Source organism: Carbonicoccus niuqiaonis (assembly GCF_050157065.1).
Classification (GTDB): Bacteria; Actinomycetota; Actinomycetes; order Propionibacteriales; family Propionibacteriaceae; genus Avipropionibacterium.
The window spans coordinates 521,860-537,411 of record NZ_CP189573.1 but is presented as its reverse complement, the minus strand read 5'-3'; the positions used below and the strand labels follow the sequence as shown (position 1 = coordinate 537,411).

The 15,552-nt window shown below is 68.9% G+C and carries 13 protein-coding genes; 7 read left to right on the top strand and 6 right to left on the bottom strand.

Features of this window, described 5'->3' with window-relative positions; genetic code table 11:
* The first annotated feature begins 395 nt into the window (after positions 1–395).
* Positions 396–1,304 carry an aminoglycoside phosphotransferase family protein gene (locus tag ACQBAU_RS02380; protein WP_434548576.1) on the top strand — a complete coding sequence of 303 codons (909 nt, stop codon included), beginning with the start codon at positions 396–398 and terminating at the stop codon, positions 1,302–1,304.
* Positions 1,305–1,544: 240 nt separating this feature from the next.
* Positions 1,545–2,300, top strand: coding sequence for a dienelactone hydrolase family protein (locus ACQBAU_RS02375; RefSeq protein ID WP_465255336.1), 756 nt, complete (start codon positions 1,545–1,547; stop codon positions 2,298–2,300).
* Between the two features lie 123 nt (positions 2,301–2,423).
* On the opposite strand, the gene ACQBAU_RS02370 is transcribed toward ACQBAU_RS02375, so the two are convergent.
* Entirely contained in the window at positions 2,424–3,125 is a 702-nt protein-coding gene (locus tag ACQBAU_RS02370; protein ID WP_465255337.1) for an oxidoreductase, read from the bottom strand.
* 17 nt (positions 3,126–3,142) lie between these two features.
* Here ACQBAU_RS02370 and ACQBAU_RS02365 point away from each other — a divergent pair, with 17 nt between their 5' ends.
* Positions 3,143–3,925 (top strand): class I SAM-dependent methyltransferase, encoded by a 783-nt coding sequence (locus ACQBAU_RS02365; protein ID WP_465255338.1) that lies wholly within the window; start codon positions 3,143–3,145, stop codon positions 3,923–3,925.
* A 33-nt stretch (positions 3,926–3,958) separates the two neighbouring features.
* On the opposite strand, the gene ACQBAU_RS02360 is transcribed toward ACQBAU_RS02365, so the two are convergent.
* The 3 genes from ACQBAU_RS02360 to ACQBAU_RS02350 all read right to left on the bottom strand — a co-directional run bounded on the left by ACQBAU_RS02360 (position 3,959) and on the right by ACQBAU_RS02350 (position 8,688).
* Positions 3,959–4,858: a sigma-70 family RNA polymerase sigma factor gene (locus ACQBAU_RS02360; RefSeq protein WP_434548580.1), complete on the bottom strand. Its 900-nt coding sequence runs from the start codon at positions 4,856–4,858 to the stop codon at positions 3,959–3,961.
* 1 nt (position 4,859) lies between these two features.
* A complete protein-coding gene (locus ACQBAU_RS02355; protein ID WP_434548581.1) occupies positions 4,860–5,300 on the bottom strand; it encodes a carboxymuconolactone decarboxylase family protein in 441 nt (146 codons plus the stop codon).
* Positions 5,301–5,406: 106 nt separating this feature from the next.
* Positions 5,407–8,688: an efflux RND transporter permease subunit gene (locus ACQBAU_RS02350; RefSeq protein WP_465255339.1), complete on the bottom strand. Its 3,282-nt coding sequence runs from the start codon at positions 8,686–8,688 to the stop codon at positions 5,407–5,409.
* A gap of 401 nt (positions 8,689–9,089) precedes the next feature.
* Here ACQBAU_RS02350 and ACQBAU_RS02345 point away from each other — a divergent pair, with 401 nt between their 5' ends.
* From ACQBAU_RS02345 to ACQBAU_RS02330, 4 genes are all read left to right on the top strand, one after another.
* A complete protein-coding gene (locus ACQBAU_RS02345; RefSeq protein ID WP_434548583.1) occupies positions 9,090–10,337 on the top strand; it encodes an extracellular solute-binding protein in 1,248 nt (415 codons plus the stop codon).
* A gap of 83 nt (positions 10,338–10,420) precedes the next feature.
* Positions 10,421–11,554, top strand: coding sequence for an ABC transporter ATP-binding protein (locus ACQBAU_RS02340; RefSeq protein WP_465255340.1), 1,134 nt, complete (start codon positions 10,421–10,423; stop codon positions 11,552–11,554).
* Positions 11,555–11,556: 2 nt separating this feature from the next.
* Positions 11,557–12,486: an ABC transporter permease gene (locus tag ACQBAU_RS02335; protein WP_434548585.1), complete on the top strand. Its 930-nt coding sequence runs from the start codon at positions 11,557–11,559 to the stop codon at positions 12,484–12,486.
* On the top strand, positions 12,486–13,409 hold the full coding sequence (locus ACQBAU_RS02330; protein ID WP_465255341.1) for an ABC transporter permease: 924 nt from the start codon (positions 12,486–12,488) through the stop codon (positions 13,407–13,409). The genes ACQBAU_RS02335 and ACQBAU_RS02330 overlap by 1 nt, the downstream gene beginning before the upstream one ends.
* Before the next feature lie 171 nt (positions 13,410–13,580).
* On the opposite strand, the gene ACQBAU_RS02325 is transcribed toward ACQBAU_RS02330, so the two are convergent.
* Positions 13,581–13,997 (bottom strand): MaoC family dehydratase, encoded by a 417-nt coding sequence (locus ACQBAU_RS02325; RefSeq protein ID WP_465255342.1) that lies wholly within the window; start codon positions 13,995–13,997, stop codon positions 13,581–13,583.
* Positions 13,994–15,523 (bottom strand): acyl CoA:acetate/3-ketoacid CoA transferase, encoded by a 1,530-nt coding sequence (locus ACQBAU_RS02320; protein WP_465255343.1) that lies wholly within the window; start codon positions 15,521–15,523, stop codon positions 13,994–13,996. The genes ACQBAU_RS02325 and ACQBAU_RS02320 overlap by 4 nt, the downstream gene beginning before the upstream one ends.
* Positions 15,524–15,552: the final 29 nt, after the last annotated feature.

Genomic DNA, 15,552 nt, shown 5'->3' with positions numbered 1-15,552 from the left:
TCGGATTCCTGTCGCACAAGGAAATTGCAGCGCCGGAGGCCTTGGCATTTCGCCGTTGGAGGAGTAGACATGATGCAAGGAAGACGAGCGACCCGAAAGCCGACGATCGGCCACACGGCCCACGTTCCGGCAGGCGAGCCACCCGCCTTCCACAACACGGCAGTCGAGCACCCACGCGGCGATCACCCATCACAAGGGAGTCGACCATCGGGACAACGAATCCCGGGCGACGTACACGTTGATGCACGCATGGTCACTCGAACTGATGTGTTCAGCGGCGCCCTTGACCTCGTGTCGGGCGCCGCGTCCACGTGTCCAGTTCCCACCGATCCCCTGACTGCCGAACCATCCGATTGCGAGCCCAACCCATTCCAGCCCACTTCACCGCAGCCGAAGTGCCGGCCGGTCTCGATGCACAACGCAGCCTCGGTGCCCGCTGGGTCGACTGGCTGGACCGGCTGCCGAAGCTGGCCGTGGACGTCCTGACCGACTGGGAGCTCACCCGCACCGGTGCCCCGACGCACGGATTCTGCTCCCTCGTGCTGCCGGTCCGCACCGCTGACGGCACCCCGACGATGCTCAAGTTGAGCCTGGCCGACGATGTCGAGTCGGCGTACGAACACCTCGCACTGCAGGCGTGGCATCCCACCTCGGTGGAACTGCTCCGGGCCGACCCGCGCCGGCGAGCCATGCTGCTGGAGCGGCTCGATCCGACCGACCTGCGCTCGGTCGACGACCTCACCGCCTGCCAGGTCGTCGCCGAGACGTACTCCCGCCTCCACCTGCCGGCCCTGCCCCAGCTCGACCTGCTGACCGACCACGTCGGCGGCTGGTTGGACGACCTGGCCGCCCTGCCGGCCGGAGCCCCACTGCCCCGCCGGTTGGTCGAGCACGCCCTGTCCCGCGGCCGCGACCTGGTGGCCGACCCCGACAGCACCGGGGTCATCATCCACGGTGACCTGCACTACGAGAACGTGTTGTCGGCCGACCGCGGCTGGGTCGTCATCGACCCCAAGCCGATGTCGGGTGACCCGCACTACGAGCCGGCGCCGATGCTGTGGGACCGGTGGGACGAGCTGCAGGCCGGCGGTGACGTGGCCGGTGGGCTCCGGCGCCGGTTCGCGACCTTGGTCGACACCGCCGGACTGGACCTGGCGCGCGCCCGCGACTGGGTGGTGGTGCGCATGGTCCTCAACGCCAACTGGACTCTCGAGGACGCCGCCGGACGACCGCTGACCCGCGAGCAACAGGACTGGATCACCATGTGCGTCACGGTCGCCACCGTGATCGGCAGCGACTGGTAGCCCGGCTCCGCCCCCGGCACTGGTGCTGGCGTCGGCACGTTTCCGCACAGTGACCGGTCGACCCCCGACCGGTGCAGTTGCGGAATCGACGTCCGGTTTCCACAAAGCGACCGGTCGACCGGGCTGGAGGACCACCGCCCCGCCCGGGCCGCCGCCCACCCGACCCCGACCGGTGCATCTGCGGAATTCGGCGGCGTAGGCACTGTCGGGCGCACCAGGGCAGCCCCTACTGTCGAGGTCATGACGCTGGCGACGTGGACCGCGGGGCAACACACCGCGACGGACCTGACCGGCCGTGAGCTCACCTTCCCCACGTACCGCAAGGGTGAGGGTCCGGGGGTGATCGTGATCCACGAGATCCCCGGCATGATCCCGGAGGTGATCGCGTTCGGCGAGGAGGTCGTCGCCGCCGGACACACCGTGGTGATGCCCAGCCTGTTCGGTCGCCCGGGCCGGCCGGCGGGCCTCGGCGAGGTCCTCCGCAGTGCGGTGCAGGTGTGCATCCGCCGGGAGTTCACCAAGCTTACCCGTCGGCAGACCTCACCCGTGGCCGGCTGGCTGCGCAGCCTCGCCCACGAACTCCACGGGGAGCTCGGCGGACCCGGCGTCGGTGCCCTGGGGATGTGTTTCACCGGTGGCTTCGCACTGGCGATGATGGTCGACGAATCGGTCGCAGCCCCGGTGCTGTGCCAGCCGTCGACCCACTTCCCCGTCGGCCGGGAGCGGGCCGCCGACGTCAACCTGTCACCGGCCGACCTCGAGGTGGTTCGGCGCCGGACCGCCGCCGGGTGCCAGGTGCTGGGCCTGCAGTACGCGGACGACCGGGTCACCGGCACCCGGTTCGACACGCTGACCGACCAACTGGGCGACGCCTTCATCCGGATCGACTTCGAGGGTGCCGGCCACAGCACCGTCACCGTCGACCGCCAGCAGGCGGGGGTGGACCGGGTGCTGGCGTTCTTCGACCAGCGACTGCGCGCGGAACCGGCCCTCTGACAGGGCCGGCCCGTGTCGAAGGGCGCGACAGCGACACACGCGACGAATACGTCCAGCGACGTCGCTGTGGCGCCCTTCTTTACGACGCCACCCGCCCGGGACGGCCCCGGTGTCAGTCCTGAGTCAGTCCTGCCGGAGGCGTTCGGCCACCGGTGACGCCTCGACGGCCCGGGTCAGCGCCTGGGCACTGTGCACCAGCCAGTCCCTGACCCCGCCGCCCGAACCGACGGCATAGGCGGCGATCCTCGACTGGTAGCCGCCGAGCAGGCGGTGTCCCTCGGCCAGCGGCACGACACCACGCGGGTCCACGCCGTACGCCATCAACAGGCCTTGGGCGGCGGCGCGGGCGACCGGACCGGTGCCCCGGCCGAAGGCGTTGAAACAGATCAGGTCAGCCTCCACGACCGCGGCCCGGACCAGGGCGGGTGCCTCCGACGGTTGCCGCAGCACGGGCAGCAGCGAGGCCAGCCGACGGGCGGCGACGGCGTCGTCGCGGGGGTGACCCAGATCCGCGTCCGGCACGATCCCTCGACCCCAGAGGGTGTGCAGGCGGGCCAGGGCCTGGGCCGGCCGTTCCCGGAGCATGTCGGCCAGCTGCGGCAGTTCGCTGGCAAGTCGGACGGTGGCCAGCAGCTCCGGGCCCTCGGTCACGCCGGCCAGGGCGGCGCTGGCGCGGCCCTGGCTGAGCAACGAGCCCGCCACCTCCTCGTCGCCGAGCTGGCGCAGGCCGCGGTCGCGCAACAGGGTGTCGACCGCAGCCATCGCCGCCGCCACCGCCGTGCCGACACCTTCCAGCCGCGTCAGGTCGGCCAACGGATCAGTCACGGCCTAGAGTCTGCCTCATGAGTTCCGCCCCCACGCCCTACCCCGAGGCGATCACCGGGTGGTTGACCGGCGGTGGCCAACGCCGGATCCTCGACCTCGGGTCCGGTCGGGCCGGGTTGGCGCTGATGTTGACCGCCGACGGCCACGAGGTGGTCTGCCTCGACCAGGACGTGGCCGCGATGTCCACACTGGCCGAGCGCGTCGACCCGACCGGTCAGGGCCACGGGCTCAACCCGACCCCGGTTGCGGGCGAGGCGAACGGGCTCCCCTTCGCCGACCAGACCTTCGACGTGGTGACCTGCGCCCAGGTGCTGCACCGGTTCGCCCCCGGCCTGGTGCTGGAAGAGGTCGCCCGGGTGCTGCGGCCCGGCGGCCACATCTCGGTCGTCTACCACACCCGCGACGACACGGTGCCGTGGGTGAAGCGGCTCACCCGGCTGGTGCGTGAGTTCGACCCCACCGTGATGAGCGGCGATTTCGGACACGGTTCGATCACCGCCCTCGAGGAGTCGCCGTTCTTCGACCGACCCGAGCGTCGCAACTTCCGCAACTGGATCCCCGCGACCCGGCCGCAGATGCTGGCGATGATCGAACGCAACCCGTCGATGGCGTCACTGCCCGAGGCTCGGCGCGAGGACCTGCTGCGCCGGGTCGGTGAGTTGTACGACGCCTCCGCCCGGGCCCCGGAGCCGCTGTTGCTGCCGTGGCAGGTGTCGTGCTGGCGTGCCGGCGTCGATCACTCGCAGATGACCTTCGACGGCAACCACGACGACGGGCTGGAGATCCCCCTCGGCTTCTGACCGGAAGCCTGCTCCCGGGTTCTCTGCGCGCTGCTACGGCCGGCCGGCCGCGGTCAGGTGATGCATCTTGTCGGGGTTGCCGTACAGGTGGAGCGCGGAGATCCGCTCACCGTCGACGTCGATCCGGAACAGCCGCCGATCGCCGTTGACCTCGAGCAGCAGGGCGGGTCCGGTGTTCACCGTGATGAAGGTGGGCTCACCGACACCGGCCCTGGTGACACCGGCCAGGAACCGGTAGATCTTCGCCGGGCCCAGGATCGGCAGCAGGGCCGACTTCACCTTGCCGCCGCCGTCGGTGAGCAACACGGCGTCGTCGGTCAGCAGTCCGACCACCTCGGCCTCGTGGCCGCCGAGCACTGCGTACATCAGTCGCTGCAGGACGCCGTACTCCACCGTCGCCGACCGGCGGGCCATCGGCTCGGCACCACGGCCGAGCTTGGCGCGGGCCCGGTGACCGAGCTGCCGACACGACTGCGGGGTCCGACCGATCATCCGGCCGATCTCGGTGAAGTCGTGGTCGAAGGCGTACTTCAGCACGAACACGGCCCGTTCGTCCGGGGTGAGCCGCTCCATCAGGTGCAGCAGGCCGATCGCCAGCGTCTCCCGTTGCTCGGCGGTCTCGTGCGGCAGCAGGGCGGGATCGACCGGCTCCGGCAGCCACGGCCCGACGTAGCTCTCCCGGCGCCGCGACAGGGTGCGCCAACGGTCCACGCTGATCCGGGTCGCGACCGTGGTGAGCCAGGCCCGGGCGTCGGCGACGTCGGCGGGACGCTTCTCGTGCCATCGCAGCCAGGCCTCCGCGGCGACGTCCTCGGCGTCGCTCCAGCTCCCCAGCATCCGGTACGCGATGCCCAGCATCCGTTGGTGGAGCCGGTCGAACTCGTCGCGGGTGAAACCCTCGTCGCCCGGTGCCGGGGAGCCGTCACCGATCACGTCACAGGTCCTCCGCATGCATCCCGGTGGTGATGGCCACCCGGTTCCACATGTTGATCGCGGCGATCGCCATGATCAGGCCGGCGACGCCCTTCTCCTTCCACTGGGCGACCGCCTCGTCGTACACGGCGTCGCTGACACCGCCCTCACCGAGCACGGTTGCCTCCTCGGTCAGGGCGAGCGCGGCGTGTTCGGCCGGCGACCACAGGTCGACCGCCCGCCAGTCGGCCTGCAGCGCCGCCAACCGTTCCTCGGACTCACCCTGCTTGCGGGCGTCACGGGTGTGCATCGCCACGCAGTACGAGCACCCGTTGATCACCGACGCCAGGATCTTCACCAGGTGGAAGGTGCGCTTGTCGTTGTGCGTACGGGCATAGGTCTCCACCGCGAGCAGGGGCGCGTAGGCCGTGGGCAGCACCTTCTGCAACAGCATGCGGGGCATGATCGTTCCTCTCGGTCGAACGGCCACGGCTTGGCCGTCTCACCCTCTTGGACGACGACCTCCCGTCGAGTGTGACAGCTCGGCGCGTGGGCTGGCTCACATGCGCTCAGTCGACCCGTGCCCGCCGGGGGCGCGGACGATCCTGGTCAGTGTCCACGGCCCCGACACCGTTCTCGTCACTGCGGTCCGCGTCCGGCTCCCCCGGGGTCGGGTCCGGTCCAGCCGGGGACGAGTCCGGTCCCGCCGGGGATGAGGCGTGCACCACACGCCCCTCGTCGTCGAGCCGAAGGCCCTTCGCGGCAAGGCGGTCCAGCCGCTTCTGGTGCCGCTTGTCGGCGCGTCGTTCGGTGAACCGCTCGGACACCCGGTAGAGCACCGGGACCAGCAGCAGGGTCAGCAGGGTCGAGGAGAACAGGCCACCGATCACCACGATCGCCAACGGCTGCGAGATGAACACGCCGCCACCGGTGATGCCCACCGCCATCGGGATCAGCGCCATGATCGTCGCCGCCGCCGTCATCAGGATCGGCCGCAGTCGCTGTCGGGCACCGTTGATCAGGGCGTCGTCGATCGACTGCCCCTCGCGTCGATAGTGGTTGATCAGGTCGATCAACACGATCGCGTTGGTCACCACGATGCCGACCAACATCAACACCCCGATCAGCGACGGCACCCCGAGCGGGGTGTCGGTGATCAACAACGCGGCCAACGCACCGGTGGCCGCGAACGGCACCGACACCAACAGGATCAGCGGCTGCACCAGGCTCTTGAAGGTGGCCACCATCACCACGTACACGATCGCGATCGCGACCAGCAACGCCAACCCCAGTTGGGCGAACGCCTCGGCCTGGTCGGCACTGACGCCACCCAGGGTGGCCACCGCCCCCTCCGGCAGGTCGAGCTCGGCCAGGGCATCGGTGACCGCGGTGTTGATCACCGCCAGGTCGTCGGCGGTCGGGGTGAGCGACACCGTGGCGCTGCGCTGACCGTCGCTGTGCGCGATGGACGGCGCGATGTTGATCACCTGCACCTCGGCGATCTCCTGCAGCTCCACGGTCCCGGTCGGGGTGCGCAGTTCCACCTCCTCCAGCTCGCGAAGACCGACCGGCGGCTCACCGGCCTTCAGCACGACGTCGGTGGTCGACCCGTCCTGCTCGATGGAGGTGACCGTGGCCGGACTCAGCAGCGTCCGGAGCGTCATCGCCACCGCGGCCGAGGTCAGCCCCTTCTCGGCGGCCGCGTCCTCGTCCACCACGACCTGGATCCGGGGCTGCGCCGCGGTCAACGACGAGCGCACGTCGGTCGCACCCTCGACGGTCTCCATCTTCGCCAGCACCAGTTCGGTGGCCGTGGCGAGGGTCTCGGTGTCGGGTGCGGTGATGTTGACCGCCACGTCACTGTTCTGCATCTCCGAGGCGCTGACCCGCAGCTCGCCGACCCCGGTCAACACCTCGAGCTCGTCGCGGACCCTGATGGTGACCTCGGCGGTGTCGGCCTCGGGGTCGGTGGTGATCGAGAAGGTGGCACTGTTGGCCCCGCCACCGCCGAATCCGAAGGCGGCTGTGGCACCGCCTCCGCTGCCGACGGTCAGTTGCACGACCTCGACGCCCTCGGTGTCGAGCAGCACCGACTCGACCTGCTCGGCGAGCTCGATCTGCCGGTCGAGGCTGAGCCCCGGCTCGAACTCCTGGGTGACCGACAGCGTGTTCTGCCCGGCCGAGCCGAGGAAGTCCTGCTTCAGCGTCGGGGTGAGCGCGACCGTACCGCCCAACAACACCATCGCCAACACGATGGTGATCACCGGGTGCGCCAGTGCCAGCCGCAGCGGCCTGAGGTAGCCACGCTGCAGCCAGCTGTTGTGCTCCTTCTGCTCCGCCTCGACCCGGACCTGTTCGGGGTCGACCACGTCCTCGGGCGACTTGAGGAACCAGTACGCCAGGACCGGCACGATGGTCAGCGACACCAGCAGCGACGCGAGCAGCGCCAACCCGACGGTCACCGCGAACGGCCGGAACAACTCACCGACCTGACCGCCGACGATGCCGATCGGCAGGAAGACCGCCGAGGTGGTGATCGTGGCGGCGGTGATCGCGGTGGCGACCTCCCGGACGCCGGTGGTGATCGCGCGAAGCTTCGGTTCCCCGTACGAGAGGTGTCGCTTGATGTTCTCGATCACCACGATGGAGTCGTCGACGACGCGGCCGATCGCGATGGTCAACGCACCCAGGGTGAGGATGTTGAGCGAGTAGTCGGCCAGGCTCAACCCGATCATCGCCACCAGGATCGAGACCGGGATCGAGATCGCGGTGACCAGCGTGGAGCGTACCGACAACAGGAAGACCAGGATGACCAGGATGGCCATCACCAGGCCCAGGCCACCCTCGGTGAGCAGGTCCTCGATGGACTGGGTGATGAACGGGGCCTGGTCGAAGGTGGGGGTGAACTCCACGTCGGAGCCCAGGCGATCGGCCAGGTCGGGCAGCAGCGCGTTGATCTCCTCGCTGACCTCGACGGTGTTGCCGTCGGGGGTCTTGGTGATCGACAGCGTCATGCTCGCCTCACCGTTGGTCCGCGACACCGAGGTGGCCGGGGCCTGCTGTCGCTCCACGGTCGCCACGTCGGACAGCTTCACGACCGCGCCGGTGACCGGGGAGACCAGCACCAGGTCGGCGACCTCCTGCACCGAGGCCAGCTTCTTGCCCAGGGTCACCGACAGCGTCTTGTCCTGGTCGTCCATCTGGCCGGCCGAGGTGAGCCGGCCGGCCGAGGCCAGCACCTGGTTGACGTCGTTGGGCGTCAGACCGTTGGCGGTCAGCTCCTCGAGGTCGAGGTCGACCAGGACGCGTTCGGTGGGCGCGCCGGCGACCTGCACGGCCCGGACCCCCGGCAACTTCTCGAGCTCGGGGACCGCGATGGTGGTCAGCCGATCGGCCAGCACGGCCGGGGAGTCGCCGCCGGTGACCGACAGCACCAGCACCGGCAGGTCGTCCAGGCTGCCCGTGACGACCTGGGAGTCGGCCTCGTCGGGCAGCAGCGGCGCGATCCTGGAGATGGTGGCCTGCAGGTCCTGTTGGACCTGGCTCATGTTCGTGCCGTAGGTCATGTTCACCACGACGGTGGAGACCCCGGTCGAGGAGGTGGACGAGGAGGACTCGAGGTCGGACAGGGAGAGCACGGCCTGCTCGATGGGTGCGGTGACCCGCTCCTCGACGACGTCGGGCGAGGCGCCCTCGTACGTGGTGATCACCACCGCGGTGGGGATCTGCAGCGACGGGATCAGCTCCTGCTTCAACCCGGCTGTGGTGATCACACCGAACGCCATCACGAACACGGTGATCAGGGCGATGAGGGCGCGATTGGCCAGACTGAGATCAGCCAGCTTGTGCATGAGTTCGTTCCCCGATTGCGTTTGGTGTCAGGTCGGTCGGACACCCGGGCACACCGCCGCAGCACGGCGGCGTCGGTGACCGCTGCGAAGACTACCACTGAGTGTGCACTCACTCACCGGGTTCGGTACGACTTCGGCCCCGGGCACGGCGCTGCACCGGCAGCACCCGGCGGGACCGCCCGGAATACCATGACAGCAGCGTGTCGAGGACGTGTCGGTTGAGTTTCGGTGACGTTTCGGCGCGGAATGCATGCCGTCACTTGACGGGGGTGCATACGTATGCAACTTTGTCCCGAAGGTCGAGGCTGATCGGACTGCGCCAGGGAGTCGCGCAGGACGGGGTTCGACCACAGAACCACCGGACGGGTCACCGGATCCGGCCGCGACGAAAGGCGAAGTCCATGAACCGTTCCTTCCTCACCGAGCGCACCATCTCGCGGCGTCACCTCGTCGGGTTGGCCGGCGCGGCGGCGACCGTGGCCACCGTGGCCGCCTGTACGCCGCCGGAACAGGGCGGAGGCGGCGGACCTGCCGCCAACCCCGACGAGGTCCCGGAGAAGCCCTCGGCACCCGTCACGATCCACATCCTCGACGTGGCCGGCAACCTGCGGATGTCCCAGCCGATGCTCGACCAGTTCGTGAAGGACCACTCCGACGTGGTCTCGGAGTTCACCACCGAGACCGGTGGCGCGCCTGACCTGGTCGGCACGCTGAAGCCGCAGGTCGACTCGGGCAACCTGCAGATCGAGCTCGTCTTCTCCGGCACCGACGGCATGTCGGCCGGCCTGGTGGACGACCTGTGGGTGCCGGTGGTGAAGGAGTTCTCCGACCGCCTCGGCAACATGCAGAACTACCTCGAGGATGCCCAGGAGAGCGCCGAGTTGGCCGGCGACTTCGGAGTGATGAACGCCTGGACGCCGTCCGGCCCGTTCATCCAGTACAACCCCGAACACGTCCCCGAGGTCCCCAAGAGCGCCGAGGAGGCCCTGGCGTGGGCCAAGGCGAACACCGGGAAGTTCGGTTACCCGCGGCCCGCCAACTCCGGCGTGGGGCGCACCTGGCTGCAGGGGTTGCCGTACATGCTGGGTGACTCGGACCCGCTCGACCCCGAGGCCGGCTGGGACAACACCTGGGCCTACCTGGCCGACCTCGGCTCGGCGATCGCCAACTACCCGACCGGGACCGGCCAGGCCGTCCAGGCGATGGCCGACGGTACGTGGTGGATGATGCCGATGACGTTCGGCTGGGACATGGGGCCGCGTTCCTTCGGCACCGCACCGCTCACGCTGGAGACCGCGCCGCTGGACAACACCACCTACGTGTGTGACTCCCAGTACGCGCTGATGCCGCGTGGCCTCTCGGCCGACAAGCAGTCGGCGGTGCTGCTGTTCATGAACTACATGCTGCAGCCCGAGGTCAACGCCGCCGCCTTCGACGAGGGCTACTTCTACCCCGGCCCCGCCGTCCAGGGTGCGACGCTCGAGATGGCTCCGCAGGCCAGCCAGGAGTCGGTCAACAAGTTCCGTCGTGACTGGTACGACGACGCGATCGCCAACACCCCGGTCAAGGTGCCGCTGGATCCCGAGCCCTTGATCGCAGCCTTCGACAAGTGGGACCGTGACATCGGTGCCGGCAAGACCCAGGGCTGAACACCGACATCCGCAAGACCCGTTTGCTCCATCGGCGGTCGACCTCGGTCGGCCGCCGATGGGCTCGAAACAGGAAGTGATCCATGGCAATCTCCGCCGGCGCCTTCGAGCGCCTCGAACTCCGTGATGTCGGCCGAAGCTTCGGCGGCAAGGACGCCCTGAAAGGACTTGACCTCACCATCGAGTCCGGCGAGTTCATCGCCTTGCTGGGCCCGTCCGGCTGTGGCAAGTCCACCGCCCTCAACTGTCTCGCCGGTCTGCTGCCGCTGACCGACGGCGAGATCCTGATCGACGGCAAGCGCGTCGACACCGTGCCCGCGGAGCAACGCGGCTTCGGCATGGTGTTCCAGAACTACGCGCTGTTCCCGCACATGTCGGTCCGCCGCAACATCGCCTTCGGCCTGGAGATGCGCAAGCTCCCCAAGTCCGAGATCAAGTCGCGGGTCGACGAGGGCATCGAGCTGGTGAAGCTGCAGGAGCACGAGACCAAGCTGCCCGGCCAGCTGTCCGGCGGTCAGCAGCAGCGTGTCGCGATCGCCCGGGCCGTCGTACTGCAGCCACGGCTGGTGCTGATGGACGAGCCGCTGTCCAACCTGGACGCCAAGCTCCGGCTCGAGATGCGCGGCGAGATCAAGCGACTCCACCAGTCGCTGGGCCTGACCACCGTCTACGTCACCCACGACCAGGAGGAGGCCCTGTCGATGGCCGACCGCCTGGTGGTGCTCCGCGAGGGCCGGGTGCAGCAGGTCGGCACCCCGCACGACCTCCACACCTCGCCGGTGAACTGGCACGTCGCCGACTTCATGGGCTACCGGAACCTGTTGCCGATGACGGTCACCGACGCGGTCAGCCAGGGCGACCCGGTCACCCTCTCGAACGAGTCGCTGACGATCACCGGAGTCGCGGCCGGCGACATCGCCGTCGGCGGCGGTGCGCGCATCGGTATCCGTCCGGAGGACCTGATGGCCACACCCAGCGGCGAGCAGGCCACCGGGAATGACCAGCCGTTCGAGGGGACGGTCATCGTCACCGAGTACGTGGGCCGCGAGTTCGCGGTCGACGTGGACGTGCAGGGGACGATCATCCACGCCCGGTCGCGGACCGACCACGAGCCGGGGGCCACGGTGACCCTGCAGGTGCCGAAGGAACGTGTCCTGGTGTACCCGGCGGACCTGTCGGCGACCACCGAGGCCGAGCAGGAGCTGGCGGGGGTCTGAACATGTCGATGACCAAGTCGTCGCGGTCACGCCGCGGCACCGCGAGCCGGTCGCACCAGCTCGCCGAGCGGGGCATCGACAAGACACTGTTGCTGATCCTGCCCGCGCTGCTGTTCACCCTGGTGCTGTTCGTCTATCCGTTCATGTACGGCATCGGGTTGACGCTGCAGCCGTACCCGGCCGTCCAGGAACGCGTCGGCGCCGGCATCTTCTCGAACTACGTCGCGTTCTTCACCGACCCGTTCTTCTTCGACTCGATCTGGATCACGTTGCGACTCGCGCTGCCGGTGGCGCTGTTCAACGTGCTTGCCGCGGTGCCGATCGCCTTCAAGCTGCGCGGCAAGTTCCGCGGCAAGCGGCTGCTGACGATCCTGCTCGTGCTGCCGATCACGCTGGGCACCGTGCTCACCGCCCAGGGCCTGTTGATCTTCGCCGGTCGGCAGGGCTGGTTGAACCGGTTCCTGCTCACGATCGGGGTCATCGACCAACCCCTCACCCTGGTGATGAACTACTGGGGCGTCGTCTTCTCGCTGGTGATCTCCGGCTTCCCGTTCGCCTTCCTGCTGGTGAGCTCCTACCTGTCGGGCATCGACCCGTCCCTGGAGAACGCCGCCCGCACCTTGGGCGCCGGCTGGTGGCAACGGTTCACCCGGATCATCCTGCCGCTGTTGGCGCCGGGCCTGGCGACCACGTTCATCCTCACCTTCGTGCTGGCGTTCTCGGTGTTCCCGTCCGCCCGACTCGTCGGTGACGCGATGGGCGAGACGCGTGTGCTGGCGCTGATGGCGTACCGCTCGTTCGGTGAGCAGCGCGACTACCCGATGGCCTCGACCGTGGCCATGATCATGGGAGCCGTCGAGTTGATCGTCATCGGCATCACGCTGGCATGGCGCTCCATGCTCTACAAGGGTTCGACCGGAGGTAAGGGCTGATGACCACGACAATCGCGGATCCGACGACCCCCGACTCGACGTCGACCGGCACGCCGCCCAAGCGCAAGGGCAAGCTGCCGCCGGGCCAACGTCCGTTGGTGATGCAGCCCAGCAGCTGGTTCGTCTGGTTCGGCATCGCCGTCTTCTTCATCTTCCTGCTCGGCATCCTGATCGGCGTGGTCGTCGACTCGTTCGGCACCCAGTGGTTCGACTCCTGGCTGCCCGAGGAGATCACGCTCGGCTGGTACAACAACGCATGGAACAGGTTCGGCCTGGCGAACGTGCTGATCGTCACCCTGATCGTGGCCGCCGTGGTGGTTGCGGTCTCGGTGGTGATCGGCGTACCCGCCGCCTACCTGCTGGCCCGACGCAGCTTCCCGTTCAAGGCTGTGGTCAGCGCGCTGTTCCTGCTGCCGATCATGATCCCGCCGATCACGTACGGCATCCCGTTGGCCACGGTGATGTACAACCTCGGGCTGGGACGCAGCCTGGTGGCGGTGATACTGGTGAACCTGGTGCCGTCGGTGCCGTTCGTGATCATGACGATGACCCCGTTCATCGAGCAGATCAACCCGTCGCTGGAGTCTGCGGCCCGGATGTGTGGTGCCACCACCAAGACGATCTTCACCCGGATCCTGGGGCCCCTGCTGATCCCGGGCATCCTGGCTGCGGCCGTCCTGGTGCTGGTGCGGACCGTCGGCATGTTCGAGCTGACCTACCTGGTGTCGGGCCCACAGTCCGACACCCTGGTGGTCGCCATCTACCGGGCGATGACCTCGTCGGGTGGTGGCGAGGCCCGCCAGCTCGTCTCGTCGATGGCAGTGCTGTACACCACGATGATGATGATCATCCTGATCATCGCCCTGCGGTTCGTGAACCCGACCCAGCTGGTCGGCCGGGTCAGCGAGATGCGCGAGGACTGAGCACGGAGCTGGACCACGGGGGAGGTCCCGGCGCGCTGGTTGCGCCGGGACCTCCCCTGTGTCAGTCCGATCAGATCCGTGTCAGTCCGATCAGATCCGTGTCAGTCCGATCAGATCCGTGTCAGTCCGATCAGATCCGCGTCACGTCCGACCGGATCCGTGCCGGGTCGCTCAGTCGATGAACTTCAGGATGTGGGTGGCCACCATCACCAGTTCGTCGTGCTGGTTGGTGATCCGGATCGTCGACCAGGTCCGCTGTGACTCGTCGTCGATCCGCTCGACCTGGTAGTGCACCCGCAGCGTGTCACCGATCCGGACACCGGCGGTGAAGCGGATCCGGTCGTAGCCGTACGAGACACAGGCCCGGCCACTGCGGGCCTGCATCGCGGTCGACGCCGCCCCCGACATCGACAGCACCAACAGCCCGTGGGCGATCCGGCCACCGTACGGGCCGTCGGCCATCGTGGTCTCGTCGATGTGGTTGGGCGACAGGTCACCGGTGATCCCGGCGAACAGGTAGACGTCGCTCTCCCCCAGCGTCTTGGCGAACGAGGTCGCGGTGCCGATCGCGGGCAGTGGCCCGGTCACGCGAACAACTCCGCGTCCATGGTCGCCACGTCGTTCATGATCGGCCGGAAGTCCATCTGCCCCAACACATCGCGTTCCAGGTCGACGCCGGGGGCGATCTCGGTGAGCTCGAGACCCTGCGGGGTCAGCACGAACACGGCGCGCTCGGTGACGTACACCGCCTGGCGGCCTTCGGCGGCTGCCACCGGCCCGGAATAGGTGATCTCCTCGACCTGGTTGACGAACTTGCGGACCGTGCCCTCGGTGTCGATGTGCAGTTGGCCGTCGGCGGTGCTGACCCGCAGCCCGCGGGCGGTGAAGGTGCCGCAGTAGACGGCCTTCGCCGCGTTGGCGGAGATGTCGATGAAGCCGCCCGGCCCCATCACCCGACCGGCGAGGCGGCTGACGTTGACGTTCCCGGCGGCATCGACCTCACCCATCCCCAGGGCGGACACGTCGATCCGGCCGGCGGAGAAGACGTCGAACTGGTCGGTGGAGCTGATCAACGCCTCCGACTGGTGCGACATGCCGAACAGGTCACCGGTGGCCAGCACCCCGCCGTAGTGGCCCTGCTCGATGATCGAGGTCACCTCGTCGAGCCGACCCTCGATGATCAACTGGTCGGTGACGTGGGCGGAGATGCCGAAGCCCAGGTTGAGCACCACGTCGGGTCCGACCTCACGGGCGGCCCGCCGGGCGATGGCACGCCGGGCCGGGTCGGCCGGCAGCTCGGGCAACTGGGTGTGGTCGTACGGGCCGCCGGCGAGCGAGTCGAGGTACTCGCCACCGTAGGTCTGCCACTGGTCCGGGTCCACCACGACCCGGTCGACCAGCGGGGCCGGGATCTGCACCTGCTGCGGCCGCAGCCGTTCGGTCGCCAGCGACTTGACCTGGGCGATGCACATCCCACCGGATCCCTGGGCGGCCAGGGCGAGGGAGAACCCGTCCAGGTAGGCCGCCTCGCCCCGCTGCGAGACCCCACCCCGGGCGTCCAGTTCGGAGCCACGGATGATCGCGACGTCGACCGGGATCGGCTTGTAGCGCAGGTACTCCTGGCCGTCGATCACCACCAGCTCGACCAGCTCCTCGGTCGCAGCCTCGTTCATCCGTGCACCCCGCTGCCGCGGGTCGACATAGGTGCCGAGCCCGACCCGGGTCGTCAACCCGGGCCGCTTGGCGCCGGTCTCGCGCATCAGCTGGTTGGTGACCCCGGCAGGCAGCGAGTACGCCTCGATCTCGTTGCGTTCGGCGAGGTCCACCAAGCCCGGGGCCCACGTCCAGTGCGATCCGATGAGGCGCCGCACCATGCCGGGGTGCGCCAGCCGGTTCAGGCCCTTCGACTTGCGGTCACCGACCCCGAAGGCGTGCACCACGGTCAGGTTGTTCGGGTGTCCGGTGGCCAGGAAGCGCGCCTCGATGGCGGCCAGCACGGTGTCGGACTCACAGATGCCACCGCCCGAGCCGGACACCGCGATGGTGGCGCCGTCAGGGATGTCGGCGACGGCGTCGGCCGCGCTCGACACGGTGGGGATTCGGGTGGTCGACATGATGCTCCTTGATCAACTGGGTGTCACGG

Bases quoted from the DNA above. Each gene is read 5' to 3' on its own strand.
- ACQBAU_RS02375 (WP_465255336.1), top strand. From the start codon at position 1,545: ATGACGCTGGCGACGTGGACCGCGGGGCAACACACCGCGACGGACCTG.
- ACQBAU_RS02365 (WP_465255338.1), top strand. From the start codon at position 3,143: ATGAGTTCCGCCCCCACGCCCTACCCCGAGGCGATCACCGGGTGGTTG.
- ACQBAU_RS02355 (WP_434548581.1), bottom strand. From the start codon at position 5,300: ATGCCCCGCATGCTGTTGCAGAAGGTGCTGCCCACGGCCTACGCGCCC.
- ACQBAU_RS02350 (WP_465255339.1), bottom strand. From the start codon at position 8,688: ATGCACAAGCTGGCTGATCTCAGTCTGGCCAATCGCGCCCTCATCGCC.
- ACQBAU_RS02345 (WP_434548583.1), top strand. From the start codon at position 9,090: ATGAACCGTTCCTTCCTCACCGAGCGCACCATCTCGCGGCGTCACCTC.
- ACQBAU_RS02340 (WP_465255340.1), top strand. From the start codon at position 10,421: ATGGCAATCTCCGCCGGCGCCTTCGAGCGCCTCGAACTCCGTGATGTC.
- ACQBAU_RS02335 (WP_434548585.1), top strand. From the start codon at position 11,557: ATGTCGATGACCAAGTCGTCGCGGTCACGCCGCGGCACCGCGAGCCGG.
- ACQBAU_RS02330 (WP_465255341.1), top strand. From the start codon at position 12,486: ATGACCACGACAATCGCGGATCCGACGACCCCCGACTCGACGTCGACC.
- ACQBAU_RS02320 (WP_465255343.1), bottom strand. From the start codon at position 15,523: ATGTCGACCACCCGAATCCCCACCGTGTCGAGCGCGGCCGACGCCGTC.